A 24,632-nucleotide genomic window follows, 5' to 3' on the forward strand; every position below is an offset into this window, starting at 1 on the left:
CAGAACTCCTGGTTGGGTGAGAATGCCGCAGCCCCTGTGCGTGAAGGCTGCAACGGAAATACCTGCGATTCCCCAGGCAGGCAGCCGCGTCAGCGGCTGATGATCGTGCGCAGGTCGTTGCGGGTATGCTTGATCCGGCCGGTGATCATGATACGCAGCGCCCGCCCGGCGCTGGCAAAGCTCATCCTGAGAATGCCTTGCACATAGATGGCCAGGGCGGTCAGGGCAAGCGCAATCCAGAAAAACGCCCATGAACTGGCAAAGAAGGCCACCACCCACGGGATGGCCACCCATGCGCTGATGCCCGCGATGCAGGGCTGGTGGGCGCTGTTGCTCCAGTGATCGAGTCCGTGTGGCTGCAGTTCCATGGGAACACCTCATGCATTCGGTTGTTTGTGCCGGGAGGCCGGATGCTTCCGTGACCGGCGCGTCGGCCGGGCTGGCTGTTCCGCAGGCGACGCGCTGGCCGCGCCGGCTGCCTCCCGGGCAGCCGTTCCGCTGGCACTGGCTGGTTCTCCGGCCGGACGCTCTGCGAGCACGTCCGAGCGGCGGCGCGCCAGATCCTCGTAGACGGGGCGGTCGATGCGTCCCTCCTGCAGCAGCCGCCACGCATCGCGTTCGAACGTCACGCCGTGCTCGGCAACCATGTTGCGCAGTTCCTGGGTCACATGACCTTCGCCCTGGTTGCGGATCGAGAGCAGATGCTCACGCAGCCTGGGAGTCATGATCAGGTACTCGCGCGTGGCAACCAGCCGGCCATCCACGCCCTTGAGCAGCTCCTGTGCGAGCATTGCATGCACGTTGCTGATGATGTCGGCCAGTCCCGTGTGCTGCTTTTCCAGGGGGTAGCGCGTGATCAGGCGCTGGGGGATGCTGGCCACATCGGTTGCGTGCACGGTGGTGAACACCGGGTGCCCCGTCTGGGCCAGCTCCATGCCGGAGCTGATGGTTTCGTAATCGCGCATCTCGCCCACGAGGACCAGGGCGGGGCGCCTGCGCATGGCCTCGCGGTTGGCGTCGTGAAAGCTGGGCAGGTGTGTGGGGATTTCGAGCTGAACGAGCTTCGAATGTGCACTGCGTATCTTGTCGTAGCGGTATTCGATGGGCTCCTCATGCGTGAGGATGTGGCCCTTGATGGGCGTGTCCTGCTCGAGGATGTAGCGGATGATGGCGGAGAACGTCGTGGTCTTGCCCGAACCCGTCACGCCTGCGACGAACACGATGCCCTGCTTGGAGATGAGCTGGCGGACCAGCGCCTCCGGCAGGTCGATCCGGTGATGCTCTGCCGGTGTCTGGTCGATCGAGCGCAGGGTGATTTCGCAGCCGTTGGGGTAGATGGGTACCGCATTGACCCGGTAGTTGTGCTGCACGTTCCAGCGGCGCGTCACGATCCGGCCATGACGTTCGATCTGTTCGGAAAATGCCTGCGGGAAGCTGTAGCTCGCATTGACCGAACGGCCGGACGAGATGTCGGTCACGGCATTTTCGCGCCCGGCCAGGACCGTCAGAAAGACTTCGACCTCGCGTTTGGTGACGACCCGGTCCGTCAGCTGCCTCATGTCACCGTGCAGCATCACGCGGACATGGTCGTCGGACGAGATGAAGATGTCGCTTGCACGGGCTTCGTCGGCATGCAGCAGAAGCTTCTTGACTTCGTCGGGCCTGTCGAACGTGCGGGGCGCCCTGAAGACGAGGGATTCGTCGCTGGCCAGTGCACTCACGGTTCTGCCCTCCTGTTGTGCCGGTCTGCAGGCGCCCCGTTCCTCTGCGCCCTGTCGCCTGCGTTTCTGCCTCTGGCATTTTTCCTGTTCCTGCCTTCGTCTCCTCCCCCGGCTCCGTCGTCGTTTCCGGCGCTGGCTCCTTTCCTGCCGCCGTCCTCGTGCCCGGCGCTGTCCCCGTCCTTGCCGCCATCTTCGTTCCGGCGGCCGGAGACCAGCACCGAGCGGGTGGGGCTGGCCTGCGGCGACTGGGTGATCACGCCGGTCCAGCGCCTGCTGTCGGCCGTGAAGGCGGGCAGGGTGGTGATGCGCAGGAGCGTCTCGTCCACGGCCATCGTTTCACCCTGCTGGGTGACGGGAATCTGCTCGCTGGCCACGGCAGGCATGCGCAGCTTGCCCTGCATGACGAACGTATGAAAGCGCAGCATGCCGGTGAAATCGCGGTTCATCCGGTCCATGCCGTTCCTGAGCATCAGGTTGGCCTGTTCCACCCCCTGTCGCCAGCCATCGGCCACGGCCAGACGCCACAGCCGGTGTTCATCCTCGTCGCGGGGCTTGAGCATGCGGGTGAGCGTCGAGTAGTCGATTCTGATTTTTGGAAATGTCAGATAAAGGCGCCAGCTCGGCGCAACGGATGAAAACCGCGCCTGGGACTCGATGCGATAGTACGCACCGGACAGGCGAAGCGCCCGGTCGCCGTCCTGGTTGTAGAGATCCCGCGCCTCGGAAATGACCGGCGCCACGACCCGGTCCTGGATCATCAGATGGCCGAAGTCGTATACGCTGTCGAGATTTCGGGCGTTCCGGTCGATGATGGCGCGGATCCTGTTGAGCTGCCACGAAATGCCGCCCTTGACCCCGAGCGCAAAGGCATTGTCGCGAATGGCCTGTGTGCGTGCACCGGCTGCCGCGTTCCTGCTGGCCTTGATCAGTTCGGCAAGGGTGTCTGCGTCCCGGGCGGTTTCGGGCGCGGGCGCCACGTAGCCACCCTTGCGGTCATGAAGGCGTTCGAGTGTCTCGAGAGAAATGGGGGCTCCTGTATCGGGCGTGGCATCCACGGTGCGTTACCCCCCGAGTGTGTCGGCCTGGCTGGATGGTCCCTGGCGAAATCCCCTGCGCCGGATGGCCTTGTCCCGGTATTCCAGCCGCAGGACGTGCGCGTTCTTGTCCAGAATGACATTGGCCGCGCTGTTGATCTGATAGCCGACATTGCGCAGCACCTCCAGCGGCGGCGTTTTGGTCATGCGCACGTTGATGTTGCGAAGCGTGCGGTACTTGCCCGATTCCACGAACCGGTACCCGTAACGATGGGCAAACACCTGCAGCAGCTCCTGGGGCTTGCCCAGATAGTCCACATCGACCTCGTCGGTTTCCAGCGATTTCTGCTTCTGGGCCATCATCGCCTTGTCTTCGTTGACGAGCGCCACGAATTCCCGCTGTGCATCGGCGGCGACCGCAATCTTTTCGGCGATCAGCCTGTCGGCAAACGCCTGTGCCTCGTCGATCTCGACCGGCCTGACAACAGGCTGCTCCGTCTTGCAGCCGGCAACCAGGAAGGCAGTGGCCAGCATCGTTGCCATGGCAATTCGTCGGACATATGAACGGAAGTTCAATGTTTGCTCCTGCTGTGTTCGATGTCGGCAACACTGGGGCACTGATGTGGACACCAGCATGGAAGTGATCCTAACACGCAGTGTTTCGCTTGTGAACACCGCAGGCAACCATTGGTTACACCTGTTCGCGAACATACCCCGGATGTACCACACCTGTACCGCAACCGTACCGCATGCATGCCACGACGGTGCCACATCTGTACCGTGGTGATACCGCAGGTATGCCTCCCGTATGCCAGACGTGTCCGCATGAAGCCCCGTTCATCCGCATAAATCCACGCCCGGCAATGATGAAAATTGCCTTTTTCCATTTGCTGGCAGAGCGTCCGGTGTCCGCAATGCTGCGTCGTCCGTGTTGCGTCACGGTGCCATTTTTGTCCGTATGTGCCCGTTTTTGCCCGTTGTGCGTGTGCTTGCGTGGTTCTGGCGCAGTCTACTGTATCCATCGTTTTACATGTGCGGAGATTCCGGTGCACGTTTGCGTTCAATATCGGACGCTCGATCTTCTTAACAAAAAAATTCACCCCGGCACTTGCTGCGTGCTGTGATTTCTGGATAGACTTTTTGCACGGTGACATTTTTCCCGGTGTCATAACGCATTTTTCGCATTTTTCCTTTCGACTGTCATGCAACCGACGTTACCCTCCAGTACGGCGCCAGCCCGGCCCGATGGCAACCGGGATGGGCGGGGTGCATGGAAGGTCCGGCGTGGCGGAACCGACGGCGAGACGCTGGACGATGGCACCCGAAACCAGTACCTGAAACGCGTCGGGTATCTGGCCAGGGCGCTCGTGAAGGGCGGAGACCCGGCAACGGCATTCGAGCGTCTCACGCCGGACATGGCTGCGGCCTACATGGAAGGGCAGATGCGGTCGCCACGGCTTTCCAGGGCGAGCTTTCGGGCATACCGGGCTGCGCTGATCTTCTGGCTTCGCCAGCGGATGCAGCAGGCACTCGACCAGGGCAGGCCGGTCGACGGGATGATCGATGCACTCGAACGCATCCATGCGCTCAGCCCGGCAGGGTTTCGTGTACAGGGTGGCACGCAGTCCGGCAGGAACGTCAGGGGTGTTCCTGCCGGACTGATGGAACGGTTCCAGCACTACGCCCAGGGCCGGGGAAGGCGGCTCAAGTACATGGAACCCCTGATGGCGTTCCTGAAGGCGAACCTGCTGGTAGGACTCAGACCGGGCGAATGGTTTGGCGTCACGTTCAACCGGCAGGAAGTGCCGGTGTCATCCGGAAGGGCGGTGCCGTCCGGAGGCAGGGGGAACGGGGTGGGGGCTCCCGTCATGCAGGTCGAAAATGCAAAAACGACGCATGGCAGGGGCAACGCGCCCATCCGGGGCATCGTACTGCACGGCATTTCGGCAGAAGACATGACTGCACTGGTTTATTTCCACAACATGGTAGAGCAGTACAGGGTACGGAACATGCAGCAGGCCATGGCGCGTGGCGTCGATGAAAACACGCTCCACCGGGCATTCTTCTCGCCCCTGCAGCGCACCCTCGTGATCATGCTCAGGGAACTCGGCATCGGCCGGGAGTCGGCCGAATACATTTCCCTCTACAGCACGCGCCACCAGGCCATTGCAGATGCAAGGCATGCCGGCTGCAGCCAGCATGAAATCGTGGCCATGTTCGGACACGGCAGTGTCCGGTCTGCCGCCATGCCCGACGGACGCACACTGCAGCGGCGCGCCGGCTTCACGTTCACCGCCGATGCAGCGTCGATGGAACAGGTCCGGCAGCGCTTCGCAACGCCCCGCCACGCCATACGTGCACAGCAGCACCGGCAGATGTACGAGCAGAGCCGGCAGGTGGCCGAGGATCTGCTGGGCGACCAGCGGCGGTATTGACATCATGCATGGGGGCACGGAATGAAAACGGACATCCGGCATCAGGCGCCACATCACGAGGGGGCGGCCCGCTCGACCTGGGGGATATGTGACGTTCTGGACGATCACGAAGCGGTCCATCTCTACCACGACCTGCTGCGCAGGATTTCGCGCGCGGGGGAGATCACGGCCATCGTGCTCGGTGCCCTCATGTTTGCGGGCCTGGCGTGGCTCGTTCTCGGACAGAACTGGGAGAACTACATCATCAGCGACGGAACCGACATGTACTGTTATTACGACGGCGAGACGGACTCGGTCTCCTATGTCGATCCTCTGGCGGATGAATGATGGGCAAGGCCAGGAAAGCACGGAAAGGCCGCATTGCCCGGCGCGACGAGGCTGCTGTGCATGACAAAGCTGCCGGACGTGACGAGGCTGCCGTGCATGACGAAGCTGCCGGATATGACGAAGCCGCCGGACGTGATGAAGCCGTCGGACGTGACGGGGCTGTCGGGCGTGATGGGGCTGTCGGGCGTGATGGGGCCGGACGGCGCGGAGACGATGCAGAGGGCCATGATGCCGCGCAGGATGGCACCGGCGAAGACGCCGCCGGGTCGGAGCCTTCCTCCCTGGACTGGCGCAAGGACGACGAGATGCTGGCGCTGGTGGGCTCGTCGCCCGTCACCAGCCCCGGTGGCCAGGTCATTCAGCGAAACGGCATCACGTTCGACGACATCAAGCACCTGCAGGGGCAGGTCAGGCGCGCGTGGACTGCGGCTGGCCTGATGGCGCTGGGGCTCATCGTGGTTGGCATCGGTTTTCTCAATTACCCCAAGTACCGCGTGATTGCCACCACGGACAACCAGGCCATCTGCGAGGTTCCCACCGAAGAGCGGCCGCGCATGACCAAGGAGGCGGTGATCCAGTGGGCGGCCGATGCCGTGGTGGAACTTTACTCCTACGACTATGTCAACTATCGGCGTTCGCTGAACAACGCGGCGCGCAAGTGGCTGTCGACCGAAGGACAGAAATCGTTTTTCAGAACGCTGGACGGTTCACACAACCTGCGGCTGGTCCGGGACGAACGGCTGATCATGAAGGCGGCGCTCATCGAGGTGCCGCAGGCCGAGTTCGAAGGCAATCTGCCGACCAAGCCCTACATGGAGGTACGGGTGCCCGTGCGCATCGAGTTCTACGCAAACGGCAACCGCACGCCGGCCGGATCGAGTACCCATATCGCCCGGGTTCAGGTCGTCCAGACGCAGGCCAATGCCTACAACCGTCGTGGTCTGGCCATCGACGAGATCTTCCTGTACCCGTATTCCGAGAAAAAAGGCTGATCCATGAACCGCATCCCGTCCATGATGGTCGTGCTCGCACTCGTGCTCGTGCCCGGTACGCGTGCCATGGCACAAGAGGGGAATCCGCCAGCCGGAAAGGCGCCTGCCGCCGGGGCCGAAGGGCAGGGGCAGCAGGCCATCGAGCCGCCGCGCAGTGGTCTGGTTCCCCGTCGCGATGAAGGAAAGGACACGACCGACATCGTCTACCCCTCACGCCGGGAGGTCGTGGAAGACACCATCAAGGAGGCCGAAGACGCCAGTTTCACGACCCGGGACCTGAACCGGCTCAAGCGGCTGGAACTCACCCGCGACCGTGCAAAGGCGTCCCCCTACATCACGCCGGCCAAGCCGGTCACGCGGACCATTCCCGTCAATCTCGATCCGGGGGTGCAGCCACGGGTCATCAGGCTTTCCAGGGGGCTGCTCACATCCATCGTGTTCTCCGACCGGGCCGGAAACCCGTGGGAGATCGTCGGTGTCCGGACGAACCGGCAGATCTTCAACGATGGCCATGAGGGCAAGCAGCAGGATGAGGGGGATCGCCCCGATGGCAATGTGCTGATGCTCGAACCCCTGACGACGGCCGCATACGGCAATGTCTCCGTCACCCTCAAGGGGCTGCCCACCCCCGTCATTTTCACTTTGGCCACGGGACAGAAGGAGGTCGATGTCCGTATCGACGCCAAGATTCCCGGTGCAAACCCCGATGCGGGCGACAACGTCGTCATGGAGGGCCCGCCCGGCATCGACGATGCGCTGACGGCATTCCTCGACGGTGTGCCACCGGACACGGCACAGAAGATGCGCGTGGAAGGGGCCAGCGATACCGAGGCATGGATGTATGAAGGTCACATGTACGTGCGCACCAAGGGGGCGGCCCAGTACCCGGCCTACATGTCGGCGGCCCGCAGCACCAACGGCATCTCGGTCTACCGGTACGAGCAGTTCTACGATTCCGTGACCTTCACGGCGGGTGGCCGGGCCATCACCGCATTTGTCGAACAAACCGCAGCGGACAGCCATGAGTGACGAACAGGGAAGCATGCGCTTTGACAGGCGCGGTAACGATGACACAGGATTCGGTGGGGACGGCATGGACGGAGAACGTCTTGCGCCCATCTTCAGCGACGATGAGCAGGTACAGTCCGCCCACGGCAGGCCTGGTCTGTTCGGACGGCTGAAAAATGCCTTTCCCCGTGGCTGGCCGCGTGTGCTGATCTCGCTGCTCATCGCCGTTTCCGTGTTCGGCATGCTGTATGGCTACATCAGTTCCAGGGAAACGGCGACCAGGGCCCGGCGTGCGACCGTCGAGCATCCCGCCGTACCGAAACAGAAGGAGAAGCCGGGCGCGCCGGTGACGAAGGAGGAGTCGAGCCGGCATGCCCGGCAGGCGGCAGAGGACGCCGAGGCGGCCTACCAGAAAAACGAGAGCTATCAGCCACGGTTCGAGCCCTTCGTCGTGGAGGACGAAGGCAAGTTCCTGCCCGAAAGCGACGGGCTGCTCGATGTCGATACCGAAAGCATAAACCGGGAGCGCGAGGGCAGGGAACGCAGGAAGGCCCAGGAGCAGGCCCGCAAGCAGGCGCTTTTTGCTGCCTCCTCCGGCACGTCGCGTGTCAGTACGCCGGATGCCGATGTGACGACGCCTCCCGGGCGCGGGCAGACGCCTCATTCACGGGGTGGTTCCGGCGGTGGGCAGTCTGCCAGTACGCAGCTCGAGCGCCAGCAGCTGATGGAAGCGCAGCGACGTTACGAGCAGGAAAAGCGCGCGGCAGAAGCGGAACGCGACCGCTACACCAATGAAATCCGGCAGAGCACCGCACGGGCCATTGCCAATCTGGTGGGAGATACGCGCGGCGGACCTGCCTTTGGTCCGGCAGGCAGCTACAGCTATGCGTCCTATCAGCAAAGGGAACGGGAGCAGTCCGCCCCGCAGGAAGCGGGTATGACCGGGGCGCCGCCCGAAGCGCAGCCGGCCCGGAAGCAGCATGGCCGTGTGCTGATCAAGGCGGGGTCGAGCCTGTACGCAACGCTCGATTCCGAAGCCAACACCGATGAAAGCAATGTGGTCTTTGCCACCATCCACGGCGGCCAGTGGGATGGCGCACGCATCTTCGGCACGATCAAGGCGGGGCAGGAGAACATGACCTTCTCGTTTTCCAAACTGGCCCCGCAGGACGGGCGGCCGACCATGTCGATCAGTGCGGTTGCGCTGCGCGAAGAGGACGCCAAGCAGGGCATGGCCAGCACGGTCGATCATCATACGCTGTCCCGATACACGGCACTGGCGGCCGCTTCGCTGCTGGCAGGCTACGGGCGCGCCTACTCGCGCCCCACGGGGGATACGGTGGTCACCGGCAGTGGCACGGTCGTGACGACGAATCGTCGGGTCAATGCCAGGGAGGCCAACGCATCGGCCCTCGGTGAAGTGGGACAGGCTTTCTCGCAGGAGGTGCGGCGGGGCTTCAACCGGCCGACCACCTTCAGCACACCGGCATCGACCGGGTTTGCGCTCTTTTTCCTGGAGGACGTTCGTGGCTAATACATCATCCGCGAAGAAAAAGAAGGACTCGAAGCTGTTCCTGATCGCTGGCGGCTCGGTGTTCGTCCTGCTGATTGCCGTCATGATTTTTGCCGTCCTGGGCTCATCGGGCGGAAAGTCCACGAAGGCCAGCGGCAAGACCGTGACCAAAGCCTATGAAATCAAGAATTACGGCGACACGCGTCGTACCGATGCGCTGGATGGGCAGATACGGAGCGTCAAAAAATCCGTCAATGCGCTTCCCGAGCAGATCGACAGCCTGCGCAATGAGGTGCAGGAAGCCTTCGGTGCGGTAAACACCGAGTTCGGCCGGACGAACAGTGATTTCAGCAAGGCCATCAACGACATTCACAAGGCCATCAACGCCCTGAATGAACGCATTGCCAGACTGGAAAAACCCAGGGCGACCGTGAAGGAGATTCGTGTCGTCAAGCCTTCGAAGGCGGCGTCTGCAGAGCCCGTTCCGGCTCGTGCGCCCCGCCGGTCGGGCAAAAGCATCGATGCGGATGCCATCGTGGGGGACAGGGCATGGATCACGGTCGGTGACATCGAGGACAGCGTCGTTGCCGGAGATGCCATCCAGGTCGTGCCGAAGACCGAATCCGTCAGGGACGTGGACCCCACCGATGGCGTGATCATCACATCCTCCCACTGAGGCACCGAAGCACCGAAGTACCGAAGTACCGAAGTACCGGAACATCGGATCAAGGGAATATCCTGGAACGGACAGATGAACGGGGAAAATTTTCCAGACCTTCTGAGTCTGCTCATCAATGTGGCGAAGGTTGCGCCTCCGCTCATCGAGCTTTTCCAGCTGGGCGCCCTGATCGTGTCGCTGTGGTATACGCTGATGGGCTTTCTCACGCTGTACAGCGTCAACCGGGGATCGGCGTCGCGGTTCATGGCAGGAAAGTCGCAGAGCACGTTCACGCTTGCATTTTCCTATCTGACCGTCGGTGCGCTGATGTCGATGTTCTACCGTCTCGATCTGGTGGGCGTGTTCAACCTGACGCTGAGTGGCGGTCATGTCGCCACGCCCATCAACTCCGTCGACCTTCAATATGATGCAGGAGGAAACACCACCGAAAGACTCAGAATTGCAACCACTGCCATTCTGTCCATTCTGCAGTTCATCGGCGTTGCCGCCATGATGCGCGGCGTGATGATGATCCATCACAACAATGCCGGCCTGCAGAATGCATCGATCGGGAAATCCCTGATCTTCATCATTTCCGGGGCGGTCGCCTTCGACTTCAACTACTTCCTGAACGTCGTCAACAACCAGCTCGGATACGACTTCATCGGGTTGTTCTCGCCCTTCCGGTAACAACCACCGCAACAGGAGCAAACATGTCTCTCGCAATCTTTGGCAAAGGCCGCACCCTCATCTCCCGCATCGAACATTGGTCGGCGCTGGCATTCATCAGCTATGCCTCGGGCATCGGTACCGCCCAGGCCGTACAGCGCCCGGACTATGACCTTGGCGGCGACACCGATACCGATGTCGCGGGTATCGTCGAGAACGTCGCCAACTCGGTGAAGGAGGTGCCCAACCTGTTCCTGATCCTGTTCTTCGTGGTCGGGCTCTTCGTCGGCCTCTGGGGGTTCATCATCCTGTACCGGGCACACCAGGAAGACCAGCGGGCGCAGGACAGCAAGGCCAAGGGCTGGATCATGCTCCTCATCGGCGCGCTGGCCTGTTCCGGCACCGCCGTGATGACGGCACTGCGCAATTCCGTTCTCGGAACGAACTGATCCATTCATCACTCCGTAGCCGGGAAGCCGGGTTCCCGGGAGCCTCTGCAAAGCCATGCGGCACGTTGGCTCCCTGGCGCCCGCTTTCCCGGCCCGTCGCCGCATGATGTCACTGCGTCTGTACAGACAGCCCCGGATTGATGCCACGAGCGGGGCACAGGATGTCCAAAGGGAACCGGAAGCCGGCCGGGCGTTTGCCGCCACGCGTGAAAGCGTCTTCGATCGCGATGAGAGCCGCTGCCAGTACTGTGGTTTCGTGGCCCACAAATGGCAGGAGGTTCATCACCTGAATGGAGACCATTCGGACAGCACACCGGAGAATCTGGTCACGGTGTGCAACCTATGTCATCAGGTGCATCACTGCGGGCAGGCCGGGGCCAGGCAGGCGGGTTTCGTCGCCGTCATTCCGGAGCTGACGCAGACGGAGGTGAATCACATCGCACGCGCGCACTTCGTGATCCGCACCATGGTCAGCCATTGCGCCGACGCGGCAGAGCGCCGGGCGCAGGGCAGCGTGGCAGCGCTGCTGGAATCTGTCTATGGCGTTCTGGAAAGCCGGATAGCCAGGCTGAACACACCATCCGGTGTCATCGACATCAGCGATCCTGCCGTCTGGCATGAAGTGGTGTGCCGCCATGGGAAGGCGTCTGCCGAGGGGGCCTTCGACGCCTTTCGCCTGGTACCCACACAGGGGGCGTTCAGGCGGGCGCAGCTGGATTATTACGCCAGAAGTCGCCGGGAGGCGTTTGAGGCCCGTGTGTGGCGCGATGCACTGGACCGGGTTCGGTACCTGTGCCCGAAACAATCAGGAAACAACAGGGGACGTTGAGCCATGGCTGGCGTAATGGAAGCACTTCTTGTGGGCATGCTCGGCTTTCTGAAAATGGAAAGCCGTGACTACTGCGATCTGGAAACAGTGGATGGCAGGCACACCATCGTATCGTCCGATGGCAAGTATGGCAGTGTCATCCGCTTCAACGGAACGAAGTCGGTCATCAGTTTCGAGCGGTTCAAGGACATGGTCGAACGCCTGAACTACGCGTTCGATCCCTACCTCAAGGGTACGGGATATCGTGTCCAGGTGGTTTTCATCCGGGATGACGACTCCATGACGGCGCTCCGGGGGCTGTCGGATACCCAGAAGGAGACGGCCCGAAAGATCGGCCTCAACATGGAGGATCTGATCAACGAATCGGTCGATACGCTGCGCCAGTACACCTATTACGAAGACTGCCATTTCGTGCTGTGGACGACGCCGGAAGTCCTGAATGACCCGGAAATCAAGAAAATTGCCACGGACCGCATCAAGGACAAGAAGGAGCACAACATCCCGGCCATGGCCAACGGCCAGAATCCGTTCGTCGTGGCGGACATCCTGCACAACAAGCACAACGCCTATGTCTCGGCCATTCTGACCGTCATGCAGTCGGGGGAGTTTGCCTGTGACGTATCGCTGCTGGATGTGCGGCGGGCGCTGCGTGCCATCCGCAAGAGCGTGCTGCCGGACATCACCGCCGACAGCTGGGAGCCCATCATCCCCGGTGTGGAACATCCGCTGATGTGGAAGAGCAATACATCCGGTGATGATCTGTCCGAAGTCCTGCCGCCGCCGCTCAAGGAGCAGATCCTCAGCCGTTCGCTGGAAATCGGCCATGACGCCCATCCCGTTCTGCGCGACCGCAACTGGGTGCGTATCGGCAACCGGGTGTTCTCGCCGATGCTGATCGATGTCCCGCCCGGGCGTCCCGATCATTTCCAGAAGCTCTTCGACATGCTCAACAAGACGGTTGCACGGTACAAGGGGCAGGAGCGCGCATGTCCCTATGCCATCAGCATGATGCTGGAGGGCGATGGTCTGCGTTCGACCAGTTTCCGCTCGATGCTGGCCACCATCTTCCAGATGCTGGACTCCCGCAACAAGAGCCTGCAGATGTCGGTGAAGACCCTGAGCGCGCTCCGGGAAGAGGGGCTTGCCATCGTCAAGCTCAGCATGAGCGCCATGACCTGGGCAGACGAAGGCGACAACGTGACGGAAGAGCTGTCGCTGCGCGAAAAGGGGGTATCTGCCGCCCTGCAGCAGTGGGGCAACCCCAAGGTGGGGGAACGCACCGGCGATCCCATGTCCGTCGTGCAGAGCACGGCAATCGGCATGGCCACGCGCAGTGTGGCTCCGGCGGCGGCTGCCCCCCTGCACGATGCCATCTGGATGATGCCGCTCACGCGTCCCTCGTCGGCATTCACTGCCCCATCCACCTACATGCGTTCGCTCGATGGCAAGCTGCAGGCATTCCAGTTCTTCTCGTCCAGCCAGACCACCTTCTTCTGGCTGATCTCCGGCAAGCCGGGTTCGGGAAAATCCGTTTTCATGAACCACATCAATCTGGAGACCATCCTGATGGGCGGGCAGACCAGCCTTCCCTATGCGTGCATCATCGACATCGGCGCCTCCTCGTCGGGCATGATCGACCTGGTGAAGGAGTCCCTGCCGCCGGAAAGCCAGCATCTGGTCATGCACGCACGCCTGCAGAACGACAAGGCCCATGGCATCAACATCATGGATACCTATCTGGGCCTGCGGGTACAGCTTCAGAACCAGCTCGACAATACCGTGGCGTTCATCACCGCACTGGTCACCCCTTCGGAGCTTGCCGGCAACCCCATGGTGGGCATGTCCAACTTCGTGCGCAACGTCGTTTCGCGGGCCTACGAGAAGAAAAACCCGACATCGGCCAATCCGGAACCGAACCGGTACCTGTACGGGCGGGACGAACTGGTGGATCAGGCCGTGGAAAAGCTGGGCATATGGGATACCAGTGACGAAACGGCCGAGCCGCTGACCTACTGGGACATCGTGGATGCCTGTTTCGATGCCGGGATGATCCACGAGGCCGAAGTGGCCCAGCGCTATGCGGTTCCCATCCTGAACGATCTGGTGACGGTGGCGGCCGGATTGCGGGCGGAGTACGAGCACATCAGGACGAACAACGATTCGTCCCTGGTCGACGAGTTCATCCGGGGCATCCGGGATGCCGTCGACCAGTACCCCATCTTTGCCGACATCACCCAGTTCGACATCGGGTCGTCCCGTGTGGTTGCGCTGGATCTTCAGGACGTTGCGTCCCGCAGCGAGCAGCCGGAGGTGAACAAGCGCTCGGCACTCATGTACTTCATGGCGTGCGAAGTCTTCATGCGAAAGATTTCGTTACACAAGGAAATGCTCAAGACCATCAGGGAGCAGGCGCGCCGATACTATCTGCATTACAAGACGCTGGTGGACAGTTTGATCGATGTCAAAAAAATTCTGGTCTTTGACGAATGGCACGTCACACGCAACAATAAGGCGCTGCATGGGCAGGTCGACAGCATCGTCCGCCTGGGGCGCAAGCTGCAGCTGGATGTCCGCATTGCGTCGCAGGCCATGAGCGATTTTGCCGGCATGACGGCATTTGCCACCTGCTTCATCATTCTGGACTCGGGGGACAAGCAGTCACGTGAATGGATGCGTGACAACATCGGCCTGACCCCGGAGGCAGAGAGCGCCATGATCGACCGGGTGCACGGCCCATCATCCATAGGAGCCACCTTCCTTGCCAAGATCAGAACCTCTTCCAGCGAGTATTATCAGCTCTACACGCTGACGCTGGGGCCCAAGCGCCTCTGGGCCCTGTCGACCACGGCCGAAGACATGCGGTTGCGCAGCATGCTCTACGAGAACATGCCCAAGCCGGCCGCCCGCGCCATTCTTGCCGAACGCTTCAGGGGAGGCAGCGCCAAGCGGTTCATCGAGGACAAGGCCCGCCACGTCGCCGTCGGCAACGGGTTCGACCGTGAAGAGGCCGAGGGCACCGTGGTCGAGCAGCTCGGGCGTGACCTGATCACGGTCTACAACAACAATCCGGGCAAGTACGAGCAGGAGACGCGGAGCATCTGACATGCAATACAACGGCAGTTCCCGACAGGAGGAGATTTCTGCACGGTCGCGTGTGCGCGATACACGCTTCGCCGGCCAGAAGCTCGGTGCGTTTCTGAAAACGCCCTTCGGAACCGTCGTTGGCCTGGTGGCGTGTCTGGTGCTGATGCTCATTCTTCTGCAGATACCGTTCTCCGGCGAGCTTGGCCTCGGCGTGCTGGCCATTCTCGGGGCGGTTCACTTCCGGACGGACAACCGGGCATTCGACATGCCGTTTCGCGTTCCGGCCCATGCCAACCTGCGCGATGGCTCCAGCCGTGACGGCAAAAGCCCCGGCAATGGCATCACCTATCTGGGCAACGACAGCGAGACGGGTGAGCAGATCTATGTGAGCAATTCGGACCTTCGCACCCACCAGATCGTGTTCGGCACCACGGGGTCCGGCAAGACCGAGTACATCCTGGGGCTGCTCTTCAACGCGCTGGTCCAGGACTCGGGTTTCATCTACGTGGACGGCAAGGGAGACCCGAAGACCGAGAAGGACGTGTTTCGTCTGGCGCGCGTCGCCGGCCGGGAAGATGATCTGCTGGTCATCAACTTCATGAATGGTGCCCGGGACTTCATCGAGAAGCAGCGCGACAAGGTCACCAACAACATGAACATCATGGGCAACACCTCGTCCGGGATGCTCATCGAACTGATCGTGTCGCTGATGGACGACTCGGGGGGCACCAACGGCGACATGTGGAAGGGCCGGGCCATTTCCTTCGTTGCCGCGCTGACCCGTGTACTGGTGTACCTGCGCGACCGGGGCGTCATCACGCTGTCACCCGGGCGCTTCATCGAATACTTCGAGATTGCCGAAGTCTACCGGCTTGCCTACGAACACAACGGCAGATATGGCGACCGGTTCGAGGAGGTGGTGGGGCAACTGAAGACGTACCTGATCTCGCTGCCGGGCTTCAGGGCGCCGGGGGCCGGCGGTGGCGCTTCGGATGCACCGAAATTCGACCAGAAAACACTCGAGCAGCATGGTTACATCATCATGCAGCTCACGCGAATATTCACGGATCTGAATTACAACTACGGACACATTTTCAAGACTCGCGTAGGAGATGTCGACTTTTTTGACGTTGTTCTCAATCGTCGTCTGCTTTGCGTTCTGTTGCCAGCGCTCGAGCGTGCACCCGATACCATGAAGATGCTGGGTAAAATGGTCGTCGGCTCGGTCAAGCAGATGATGGCCGGGTGCCTGGGCAACCGGGTCGAGGGCATGGTTCGCGAGACCATCGACAGCCGCTCGACCAACGCTTCCACGCCGTTCTATCTGGTGTTCGACGAGTATGGCCTGTACGCGGTGCTCGGTTTTGCCGTGGCCCCGGCGCAGGGACGTTCGCTGGGGTTCAGCATCACCTTCGGCGCACAGGATTTCGAGTCGCTCAAAAAGGCTTCTCCGGAAGAAGCCAACGCCACGTGGGAGAATACCAACATTCGGGTAATTGGACGGATGACCTCGGGGATGGAGAATTCAGAGACCTGGCTCCGCGCCAAGGGGGCGGCGGGCGAAGCCATCATGGCTGTGCAAAGAGGATATGAACGAACCAGTGCACTCATCGGCCGCATGGTCCGGCAGGGTGACGGCATCGATCTCGAACGGCGAAGCCGGCTCGAGTACGATGACATCGCCTCGCAGGAAAATGGCGAATTCACGTTCATCCTGGGCAAGAAGTCGGGTGGCGGGCGACGCGGCAGTGTGCATGTCGTGCGCGGCATGGGCTTCTACACGGCCGGCCCCGACCCGCGGGCAATCAGGCTCAACGATTTCATCCCCATCGAGCCACCCGAAGAGGCAGACCTTCCCATCACCGACGAAACCATTCGCCAGATAGGTGAGGCACTCGGGGCCGGCACGTTCGACAGGGATGTGATGTCGCAGATGCAGCCGAATGCGCTGCTGTCCGACCTGCAGGATTTCTTCACGCGCCACGACCAGGAGGGCATTCCGGAGGCGCGATTCGAGCTGGGGCAGGCCGTGCTTCATGAACTGCTCTCGCGTCATGAAGCGCGCAGCGCCGAAGCCCGGGAGCAGGCCGCACGGGTCATCGATGCGTGCAGCAGCCGTACGGCCGCCCTCCCGGCGGCGTCCACCGGGAAGGGCGCACGCGGCCATGCCGAAGGCGGGACGACCGGCAATGCCCGGCAAACGCCACGGCGTGGCAGCAGCCTGCGGGCCACGCTCATGAAAACCAGGCCGGAGAAGCGCACACGCTACCAGAACCGGGCCACCGATGACGCTACCGGTGCACATGCCATGGAGCCGGCACCGTCGTCGACCAACCTGATCGTCACGCCCGACGGAAAGCGACTGCCACCGGAGGGGCATGACATGGCACGCAGCGCCTATCCGTTTCTGTACCGTATGGCCGACGAAAAGTCATCGCTCGGCGCAGAAGACATCGACAGCGAAGTCAATGAAATTGCTCCGTACCAGTCGCTGCTGCAGGTCGAAGCCTTGATCATGGGTGAGCCGGCAGACATCGAGGAACACTGGCGGCGCCAGTCGGTGGCACGCAAGATACGTGCGGAAATTGCCGGCAGCACGCATTACATCGATCTGCCCGTGCCGCAGGCATGCACCCAGGAGCAGGCCGACAGAATGATCGAAGAACTGGTCAACAAGTGCAATGCCATCATCGAAGAGGCGAAACAGCGCGCAAGTGATGGCAATGAATGACATGTCACGCATGGCATAATGAAGTGCGTCATGGACGAACGGGTTCATGACACGTTCCAGGGTCACGGTTCAGGGTTCATTCGGAAAATCATGCCATGGGATTCAAAACCTTCGGCAAAAAGGTGGCGGGCGCAACGGGCAGGACGGCGCGTTTTCTCTTCATTGCGCCCATGTCCCGGGCTGTGGGTGCCAGGGAACTGGGTGCCGGCTTCAGGTATCTGGGAGATCTGTGGTGCGCCGTCATCGGGCTGACCTGCCCGCGCTGTCACAACGCGCTTCTGAAGAGACAGCAGCAAACCAACATCGTGAACGAGCCGCAGACACCGGGCGCCAGCACGACGCCGCTCTACGTCTGGCGCTGCGATGCCTGTCACCATTTTCTGTACGCCGGACCAGGCCGTCTCAGTGCCGGCAAGGTCGCCCGGGGGCAGCTGTTCGAGACGCAGCGCGCCAGGGCGCTCGACATCAGCGCCGAGGCGCGGGCCGAGGCGGTGCTGCGCTGGCGTGCCTACTCCCGCAAGTGGTACTGGCTGACGGCCGTTCCACTGTTTGGCGGGGCCCTGCTGGTGTTCTGGGTTGGCATCGGCAATGTGTTCTTCATCCCCTACTGGGCCATCTGTACGGCTTACCCTTTCCTGCTGGGCATGAAGGGCGCGTACCGCTACTGGCAGGCGCGCACCGGTACGCTGTTCCAGCCGTGGTCCTTCTGGAGCTGGTTCATGCGTGAAGCCTGGTTCGTATGATGCATGCCATGTCTGCAGGGTTCCGGGTGGCCGGCATGCAAGGAATGTCCAGGGTGGCCACGGCGGCCGTTGTCTGTGCGCTTGCCGTCTGCATGCCCGTTCCGGCCATGTCCCAGGCGGATGCACAGGCCATTGCACGGACGGATGCACAGGAAAATGCACGGATGGGGCCGCAGGCGTTCCCCCCCGGCGTAACGCCCATGCCGCGCGTCAACGAGCGCGACACCTTTCATTCCGTCGGGCCAGCCGACATCAATTGCGTGCTGGTGGCCGCCGAACGGCAGGGGGTACCTGCCAACGTGCTGCTGGCCATTGCCAGTGTAGAAAATGGCCGGAACGGACAGACCGTCCAGAACACCAACGGCACCCTCGACATCGGACATTTCCAGATCAACACCATGCACTGGGACGAGAACGGCATATTCTGGAACAAGCCCGGCATCACCCGGGAGGACGTGGCCTGGCGGGGGTGCTTCAATGCCGAAGTCGCCGCCTGGATGCTGCGGCAGCACCTCGAGGAAAAGAACGGGCAGGACTACTGGACGCGTGCGGCCAACTACCACTCCAGAACCCCCAGATTCAACACCATCTACCGGCAACGCCTCATCCAGTTTGCCACCAGCTGGGCGCAGTATCTCGAGCGCGAGTACGGCGACAGGCTGTCCGTCAGCCAGCAGTGACCTTTCCGGACTCCGACATCATGCAGCGTCGATCAAATGACCGTGCCCGCCTTCTGGTTCATGTGGCCGCCGGCATCAGCGGGTTTTTCGTGATGGGCATAGAGCTGCTGGGGGGGCGGGTGTTTGCGCCGTTCTTTGGTACCAGCATCTTCGTCTGGGGGGCCATCATCACGGTGTTCATGACCTCGCTTGCCATAGGCTACCTGAAGGGCGGCAACCGGTCACTCGGCAACCCGTCGCTTGGCACGCTTGGCTGGCTGCTGGTTGCCGAGGGCGCTGCCAGCCTGCCGCTCGTCCTGGCCAGCGATGTGGGGCTGGAATGGCTGTCGTACCTGATCAGGGACCCCCGCTACGGATCACTCATCGGTGCCATGCTCTTTTTCTCGATACCGGCAATCCTCTCGGGGATGGTCTCGCCCTATGCCATCAGGCTGCTCACACACAGCGTGCAGGCATCCGGCCAGTCTGCCGGGCAGCTTTATTTCGTCTCGACACTCGGTTCTGCAGCGGGAACGATCCTGACATCGTTCTATCTGGTTCTGGTCTTCGACCTGGACACCATCCTGTACCTGCTCATTGCCCTGGTCGTACTTACGGGGATGACGCTGGTCATGGCAGACACGCGGCAAGGAAGACCGACATGCAAAAGCGCGCTGCAGCGTTCCTGATCACCCTGGGTCTCGCCGCCACGGCGAATGCCCCTGCCGCACCCCGGCACCGCATCATTCACCAGCAGAAGTCGCTTTACCGCAACATTCTGGTGGTCGATCAGGCCGGGGCGCAGCATGACCTGCGCTGCATGGTTTTCGGTCGCCTGCACGGCTACCAGAGCTGCATCCGGCCGGGCTCCAGCGCCATGGTGCTGCATTACACACAGGCCATGCTGCTTGCACTGACCATGCGTGATGGCCCCCATCGGCGGGCTCTGGTCATCGGTCTGGGGGGCGGGTCGCTTCCCGCGGCGCTGCGGGCCCTGTACCCCGACCTGCATATCGACAGTGTGGAGCTGGACCCGGCCGTTGGAGAGGTGGCCAGAACGTTCTTCGGCTACCGGACCGATGCGCGGTCGCTGCTGCACATCGAGGATGCGCGCGTCTTCGTGCGCCAGGCTGCGTGGGCAGGGACGACCTATGATCTGGTGCTCATCGATGCCTTCGACCGGCAGTACATCCCCGAGCACCTGTTGACCCGCGAGTTCCTGCAGCAGGTGGCCAGCATTCTGAAAATGGATGGCGCCGTTGCCGCCAACACGTTCACCAACGGCACGCTGGCCCCCTACGAAACCGCAACATACCGCTCGGTGTTCGGTGATGTACTGGAAGCCGATGTACCCGGCGGCAACCGGATCATTCTGGGCAGGCGGGATGGCGCCGTACCTTCGGCCCGGGCCATGCGGACACGGGCGCTGGCGCTGGATGCAGGCTTCAGAAGGCTGGGAATAGACCGGGGCGAGGTGATGTCGTGGATCCGGGGCAGGGCGGTTGCACCGGAAAACGAAGCCGACCATGTGCTGACCGACCAGTTCTCGCCGGCCAATCTGCTTTTGCAGCAGTGAGGGTGCACCGCGCTGACCTTCTCTTCCCTGGGTAGGGCAAGATGGAAAGCTTCAGGTTCCTGACGTCATGACGCGGAAAGCCAAAAAACCGACAGACGCCGTTGAACAGTCTGGCCCCGTTGCTTGCACAACGCAAACATCTGAAACCTTCGGCCTACCATTTATACCCAGCCAGCACGCTAGAATGTTGTCAATATTCAACAGCACGCAGATGAACGCATGGAGCGTTCATGCTGCCCAGGCTGAATTTCAGGCAGTGGCTGGCATAAAAACAAAGGAGAAATCATGGTTTTCAGGAAATTTGGCTGGCTGATGGTGGCGCTTGCTCCGGCTGTCATGGCAGGGTGCGGAAGCAAGACCGAACCGAGCAAATCGAACTTTGCCAATGCAATCGAAGACCATCTGGAAAAGGATGGCAGGTTTTGCGTTGGGAAGTCGTTCAAATTTCCGGTACACCTCGAAAACAAGGGCACTTTTGGCGGGCCAGACAATGAGCGGATGCAGATTCTGGAAAAAGCGGGCCTCGTGAAGTGCCGGGATGCTGGCATGGGCTCCATTTGCGAACTGACTGCGGACAGCGAGCCCTTCCAGAAAAGCGTGGCGTCTCCACTGGGAGGGGAAGATTCCACCACCTTCTGCTATGGAAAGATGGCCCTGGATGAAGTGAAGAAGTGGGAAGCACCGGGGCAGGGCAAGGAGGTTACCGCAGCGAAGGTCATCTACAGCGTCAAGGTGGACGATGTTCCTGACTGGGCGAAAGAAAAGCATTTTGTGATGGCCTTCCCCGAAGCCAAGCGTACGGCAAATACCGATGTTCTGGACAAGGAAGTGGCCATCCTCAAGCTTACCAGCGAGGGGTGGGAGGTTGTGGAGATCCCGAACATGAGTTTTGGCGGCATGGACTTTGGTGCGATGTTGCGGCAGTGACAGCGCTCCCGTGCTGCCATGCACTGGTCGTTCCGTCAGGGTCCGTTTTGTGATCCTGTATGGATCGGGCTGATGGAGCCGCTTACCCGGTGGTTCGGCGATTTCATGAATTTCGTCAGTAACGAGAGAAATTGAGGGGGTGTTGAATGATTGAGGTCGATTGCGGCAGTTCCTTTGGAAGAGCCGCCATGATTGTGCTGCTGGCGGCATTGGCAGCATGTGGCGGTGGTGGTTCGTCGGAGCCAGGAACAGCGGGTGGCGCAACGGGTGGGACAGAGGCCGGAGCCACGTCTGCAGCACCATCCACTGCGCAACCACAGACCACAGCTGCCCAGAATTCCGAGCCTCAGACAAACCCCTCCCAGACGCAGGCTGCAGCGAAGGGTAATCGTGCCCAAATTATCCAGTACATGAATGAGCACTGTCCCGATGGATCAAAGGATACGGTGTTTTATGGGAAGGAATTTCTTCCCCACGTTGGAAAATGCATCGTTGGGTCTTATCAGGGGGAAGAGCCTGGTCTCAGTCCTACCAAAAAGTGCAGCGCGACCATTGCGGAGGATATGTCTTTGACATTTGTTCTGGATGGAAAAACGCTGGGTACTTTCCCTGCGCCGTCCGACGGATTGTATAACAAGTATAAATATACAGACGGAAGTGGTTTTTCCATGCAGTGGGGGGCTGCGAAAATGGATGGGTCGGGGTCTCAGGTATTGGGTACTGACCCAAATTTTCTGTTCCAGATCTGGCGTGACCCGGAGGAGGGGGATGTTCCGGTTATTGAGGTATCCAAGTACAAGACTGATGGTCAGATGGAGTTCGGTCACTCCTGCTTAATCAATTCTGGAACTCCGGTGGGAATCAAGACCTCTCTCTGACTGCCTGACATATCTGTGACGCTGGTGTGGGGTAGAATCGAAAAGGAGGACGGCATCAGTCAGGGTCCTGGTTGCTGCGTGAAAAATGAGGCACGAGGGATATCTACGAACATCTGGTGGTGCAAAGAAAAATGGCCCGTGTCGTTACAAAGTACAACCCTTATACGATTCAGAAGCTGATCCAGACTTCACGCGTCTCCACACTGCAGGTGGTGCTGGTTCTTGGAAGTATCTCATTGCTGGTTGGAGGGCTGCTTTGGCTCATCAGTGGCAATGATGTTCTGTTTGTACTTTCATTCGCCCTGGTTGCTCTGGGAATTTACAAGAGGGATTACGCCATCAAACATACCCGGGAACTTCGGCAGTCCGCGTGTGACATGGTGGCTGAGGCTGTAAAACAGCATGACCTGTCCGACAAGCATAATTTTTGGGTAAATGAATGGCACGCGCCGATTTTTGCCGTTTTCAACCCGGTCAACAAAAAGGTCTTCATCGGGTCGGTTTGGAGTGGCCAGTGGGAGCTTCACGATTTTTCGTGGGTTCAACGCTGGGAAAGTGCGGCAGAGAGAAGCTATTCCTTTGCCGGAAGCTCCTCCGGGTCCAGTAAATCCCAGTATTATGACCCAATAAACGGGCGTTCTTCAGGAAGTCACTCCACACGCGAGTACGGCGTATCCATGCAAGGGTACGATTCTCCGCGTGTAGTGCTCTGGGTGGATGACCTTTCGCAGCCGTCGCGCGTTCTCTACGTTTCAACCATGCATGAAGCGAAGGAATGGTGTGCGCGGATCAAATTGATGTTCGTGGATGGTCGTACGAGCATCTAGTTGTGGCGGCAGAACGGCGATGAGAGGGGGGGGCACGATTTCAGGAGTACAGGCAGATGAAAACGTGCCATTCTGTCCGGACACACCAAGGTTACGGCATCATGGATTCGGGTAGCCGATGCCCCCATGCTGATCATGCATGACACGCCAGGTGTCTTGCCAGTTCCCCGCCTCTGCCCAACCACCTCGCGGATGTCCTTCACCACCTGCTGGATCAATCCATCAATCTGGCCTTCCATATTCTGGTCCTGACCTCGCAGCGCCAACAAAGCGCCCATTGAAGGCTCTGTGCCACTGGTGTAGGGTAGAATCCAACGGGAGGATTCTGGCAGCCGACGCTTTGGCTGCTGGATGGACAGCAAGACACAAGGGAGGGCTGCATCATGAGCTGGTCAAACAACGCCGGCGGGAATCTGAACCTGAGCGGTACCTACGGGCTTGGGCTGGAGATGGATTCGTGGGCATACGAGGCCCGGGGAAGAAACCGTGGTATCAAAATCGGACGGGAGGAAGGCTACGCCAGTGGCTATTCGTCTGGTAAGGATGAGGGACTGACCGACGGGATTGGTATTGGATCAGACATTGCCTGGAGCAAGGCCAACGCTATCATCGCAGATATAAGGACAGAAGCAAATAATTATGCTATTTGCATGAACACTTTTCGGAGAGCCCTGGATGTATTGATGAGAGAAAACAAGCAAGCTAGAAATTATATACTGCGAGTAATCTATGCGAATTATGTCGACGAAGTAACCATGAATCTTGAGCGTAATATAGTAAGTGCGGCACCTCATTTTCACCGGAATTTTTCTGGTATTTATTGGCGGACTGGGCAGATGATAAATGATGCACTGAATGCAGAAATGGCGTATATGAAGCGAAAAAGAAAATGATATTGAAGCGAGGATGTCTTTGACAGGGGGGCTGCGTAATGATCCTGTGGAACCATAATCTGGGCAGGGCGCATCCTGATCCGATGAAACCAGTTCCTCGCCTCGGTCCCTCTGATCAACCTGGCCAGACTGGCTGTTCCCATCCTTGCCTGAATCCTGCCCATCGCACCACTCTCGCCCAGGTCCGTCACCCCCGCACCTATCCACTGCAGCACCGCCCCGGGCAGCGTCTGCGGCAGCGCAAAGCACATGTGCAGCACCACCACCAGCAGTATGCTCAGTGCCTGCATCCACATCAGGAACTGCGGCACCGCCGACAGGTAGTACAGCACGATGTTGTCTCCCATCCCGCCATCGATGGCTCCACGAATGGCAAAAAAGCCATTGACCACAAACGTCACCAGCGGGTCCGATATCAGTATCGCCGCGAAAAGCCTTATCACCGCCAGCGCCGGTCGCGCAAACAGCGACAGCAGCAGCAGATATCCCTGTCGCCGGCTGCCCACGAACACATGATCTCGGCCAACTGCTGCGCCTGTCGTTCCAGAAAGGAATTACCGCCACCATTGGCTCCGGTCACGATGCTCGTGACCTCCTGAATCCACCGGTTCGACGTCGAGTTCAGCTTGTCCGTCAGCATCGACTTGAATCCCGTGATGTCCGGCACCACCTGCTGGAT

The 24,632-nt window shown here is 60.6% G+C and carries 25 protein-coding genes; 19 read left to right on the forward strand and 6 right to left on the reverse strand.

Annotated features, from left to right (window positions below):
* Positions 1 to 89: 89 nt before the first annotated feature.
* From EHV23_RS13235 to EHV23_RS13250, 4 genes are read right to left on the reverse strand one after another with little or no spacing between them, the layout of a single operon-like run.
* Complete coding sequence (locus EHV23_RS13235; RefSeq protein WP_125096480.1) at positions 90 to 368, reverse strand: hypothetical protein; 279 nt, start codon at positions 366 to 368, stop codon at positions 90 to 92.
* Between the two features lie 9 nt (positions 369 to 377).
* Positions 378 to 1,721, reverse strand: a complete 1,344-nt coding sequence (locus EHV23_RS13240) for an ATPase, T2SS/T4P/T4SS family (protein WP_125096481.1) — start codon at positions 1,719 to 1,721, stop codon at positions 378 to 380.
* Positions 1,718 to 2,776, reverse strand: a complete 1,059-nt coding sequence (locus EHV23_RS15630; protein WP_203229003.1) for a type IV secretory system conjugative DNA transfer family protein — start codon at positions 2,774 to 2,776, stop codon at positions 1,718 to 1,720. The genes EHV23_RS13240 and EHV23_RS15630 overlap by 4 nt, the downstream gene beginning before the upstream one ends.
* Before the next feature lie 6 nt (positions 2,777 to 2,782).
* A complete protein-coding gene (locus tag EHV23_RS13250; RefSeq protein WP_125096482.1) occupies positions 2,783 to 3,298 on the reverse strand; it encodes a DotD/TraH family lipoprotein in 516 nt (171 codons plus the stop codon).
* A 659-nt stretch (positions 3,299 to 3,957) separates the two neighbouring features.
* On the opposite strand from EHV23_RS13250, the gene EHV23_RS13255 reads away from it, so the two are divergent.
* The 19 genes from EHV23_RS13255 (at position 3,958) to EHV23_RS13345 (ending at position 23,953) form a co-directional block, all read left to right on the forward strand.
* Positions 3,958 to 5,190: a hypothetical protein gene (locus tag EHV23_RS13255; protein ID WP_125096483.1), complete on the forward strand. Its 1,233-nt coding sequence runs from the start codon at positions 3,958 to 3,960 to the stop codon at positions 5,188 to 5,190.
* A 21-nt stretch (positions 5,191 to 5,211) separates the two neighbouring features.
* The gene (locus EHV23_RS13260; protein WP_125096484.1) at positions 5,212 to 5,517 is read left to right on the forward strand and encodes a hypothetical protein; all 306 of its coding nucleotides are present in this window, start codon (positions 5,212 to 5,214) and stop codon (positions 5,515 to 5,517) included.
* Positions 5,514 to 6,509, forward strand: a complete 996-nt coding sequence (locus tag EHV23_RS13265) for a DotI/IcmL family type IV secretion protein (protein WP_125096485.1) — start codon at positions 5,514 to 5,516, stop codon at positions 6,507 to 6,509. Before EHV23_RS13260 ends, EHV23_RS13265 begins: the two co-directional genes overlap by 4 nt.
* Positions 6,510 to 6,512: 3 nt before the next feature.
* Entirely contained in the window at positions 6,513 to 7,538 is a 1,026-nt protein-coding gene (locus EHV23_RS13270) for a DotH/IcmK family type IV secretion protein (RefSeq protein WP_125096486.1), read from the forward strand.
* A gap of 64 nt (positions 7,539 to 7,602) precedes the next feature.
* Positions 7,603 to 9,051 carry a DotG/IcmE/VirB10 family type IV secretion system protein gene (locus EHV23_RS13275; RefSeq protein ID WP_148098594.1) on the forward strand — a complete coding sequence of 483 codons (1,449 nt, stop codon included), beginning with the start codon at positions 7,603 to 7,605 and terminating at the stop codon, positions 9,049 to 9,051.
* Positions 9,044 to 9,706 carry a hypothetical protein gene (locus tag EHV23_RS13280; protein WP_125096488.1) on the forward strand — a complete coding sequence of 221 codons (663 nt, stop codon included), beginning with the start codon at positions 9,044 to 9,046 and terminating at the stop codon, positions 9,704 to 9,706. The genes EHV23_RS13275 and EHV23_RS13280 overlap by 8 nt, the downstream gene beginning before the upstream one ends.
* A gap of 75 nt (positions 9,707 to 9,781) precedes the next feature.
* Positions 9,782 to 10,378, forward strand: coding sequence for a hypothetical protein (locus tag EHV23_RS13285; RefSeq protein WP_125096489.1), 597 nt, complete (start codon positions 9,782 to 9,784; stop codon positions 10,376 to 10,378).
* A gap of 23 nt (positions 10,379 to 10,401) precedes the next feature.
* A complete protein-coding gene (locus tag EHV23_RS13290) occupies positions 10,402 to 10,806 on the forward strand; it encodes a hypothetical protein (RefSeq protein ID WP_125096490.1) in 405 nt (134 codons plus the stop codon).
* Positions 10,807 to 10,909: 103 nt separating this feature from the next.
* Positions 10,910 to 11,635: an HNH endonuclease gene (locus EHV23_RS13295; protein ID WP_125096491.1), complete on the forward strand. Its 726-nt coding sequence runs from the start codon at positions 10,910 to 10,912 to the stop codon at positions 11,633 to 11,635.
* A 15-nt stretch (positions 11,636 to 11,650) separates the two neighbouring features.
* Entirely contained in the window at positions 11,651 to 14,737 is a 3,087-nt protein-coding gene (locus EHV23_RS13300; protein ID WP_125096492.1) for a type IV secretion protein DotO, read from the forward strand.
* Position 14,738: 1 nt separating this feature from the next.
* The gene (locus EHV23_RS13305; RefSeq protein WP_125096493.1) at positions 14,739 to 17,450 is read left to right on the forward strand and encodes a type IV secretion protein DotL; all 2,712 of its coding nucleotides are present in this window, start codon (positions 14,739 to 14,741) and stop codon (positions 17,448 to 17,450) included.
* 95 nt (positions 17,451 to 17,545) lie between these two features.
* Positions 17,546 to 18,193, forward strand: coding sequence for a hypothetical protein (locus tag EHV23_RS13310; RefSeq protein WP_125096494.1), 648 nt, complete (start codon positions 17,546 to 17,548; stop codon positions 18,191 to 18,193).
* 200 nt (positions 18,194 to 18,393) lie between these two features.
* Positions 18,394 to 18,873 carry a transglycosylase SLT domain-containing protein gene (locus EHV23_RS13315; protein WP_203229004.1) on the forward strand — a complete coding sequence of 160 codons (480 nt, stop codon included), beginning with the start codon at positions 18,394 to 18,396 and terminating at the stop codon, positions 18,871 to 18,873.
* Positions 18,874 to 18,893: 20 nt separating this feature from the next.
* Positions 18,894 to 19,541 (forward strand): fused MFS/spermidine synthase, encoded by a 648-nt coding sequence (locus tag EHV23_RS16415; protein WP_203229005.1) that lies wholly within the window; start codon positions 18,894 to 18,896, stop codon positions 19,539 to 19,541.
* The gene (locus tag EHV23_RS16420; RefSeq protein WP_125096495.1) at positions 19,514 to 20,428 is read left to right on the forward strand and encodes a spermidine synthase; all 915 of its coding nucleotides are present in this window, start codon (positions 19,514 to 19,516) and stop codon (positions 20,426 to 20,428) included. Before EHV23_RS16415 ends, EHV23_RS16420 begins: the two co-directional genes overlap by 28 nt.
* A 285-nt stretch (positions 20,429 to 20,713) precedes the next feature.
* Positions 20,714 to 21,355 carry a hypothetical protein gene (locus EHV23_RS13330; RefSeq protein WP_125096496.1) on the forward strand — a complete coding sequence of 214 codons (642 nt, stop codon included), beginning with the start codon at positions 20,714 to 20,716 and terminating at the stop codon, positions 21,353 to 21,355.
* Between the two features lie 146 nt (positions 21,356 to 21,501).
* Positions 21,502 to 22,233 carry a hypothetical protein gene (locus EHV23_RS15635; protein WP_203229006.1) on the forward strand — a complete coding sequence of 244 codons (732 nt, stop codon included), beginning with the start codon at positions 21,502 to 21,504 and terminating at the stop codon, positions 22,231 to 22,233.
* A gap of 131 nt (positions 22,234 to 22,364) precedes the next feature.
* Positions 22,365 to 23,060 (forward strand): hypothetical protein, encoded by a 696-nt coding sequence (locus tag EHV23_RS13340; RefSeq protein ID WP_125096497.1) that lies wholly within the window; start codon positions 22,365 to 22,367, stop codon positions 23,058 to 23,060.
* A 383-nt stretch (positions 23,061 to 23,443) separates the two neighbouring features.
* Positions 23,444 to 23,953 carry a FliH/SctL family protein gene (locus tag EHV23_RS13345; protein WP_125096498.1) on the forward strand — a complete coding sequence of 170 codons (510 nt, stop codon included), beginning with the start codon at positions 23,444 to 23,446 and terminating at the stop codon, positions 23,951 to 23,953.
* On the opposite strand, the gene EHV23_RS13350 is transcribed toward EHV23_RS13345, so the two are convergent.
* Positions 23,878 to 24,459 carry a hypothetical protein gene (locus tag EHV23_RS13350; RefSeq protein WP_125096499.1) on the reverse strand — a complete coding sequence of 194 codons (582 nt, stop codon included), beginning with the start codon at positions 24,457 to 24,459 and terminating at the stop codon, positions 23,878 to 23,880. The genes EHV23_RS13345 and EHV23_RS13350 overlap by 76 nt on opposite strands.
* Positions 24,393 to 24,632, reverse strand: a 240-nt coding sequence (locus EHV23_RS15640) for a hypothetical protein (RefSeq protein ID WP_203229007.1), incomplete at its 5' end; no start/stop codon positions are given. The genes EHV23_RS15640 and EHV23_RS13350, both read right to left, overlap by 67 nt.

This window comes from Lautropia dentalis (assembly GCF_003892345.1).
GTDB lineage: Bacteria > Pseudomonadota > Gammaproteobacteria > Burkholderiales > Burkholderiaceae_E > Lautropia > Lautropia dentalis.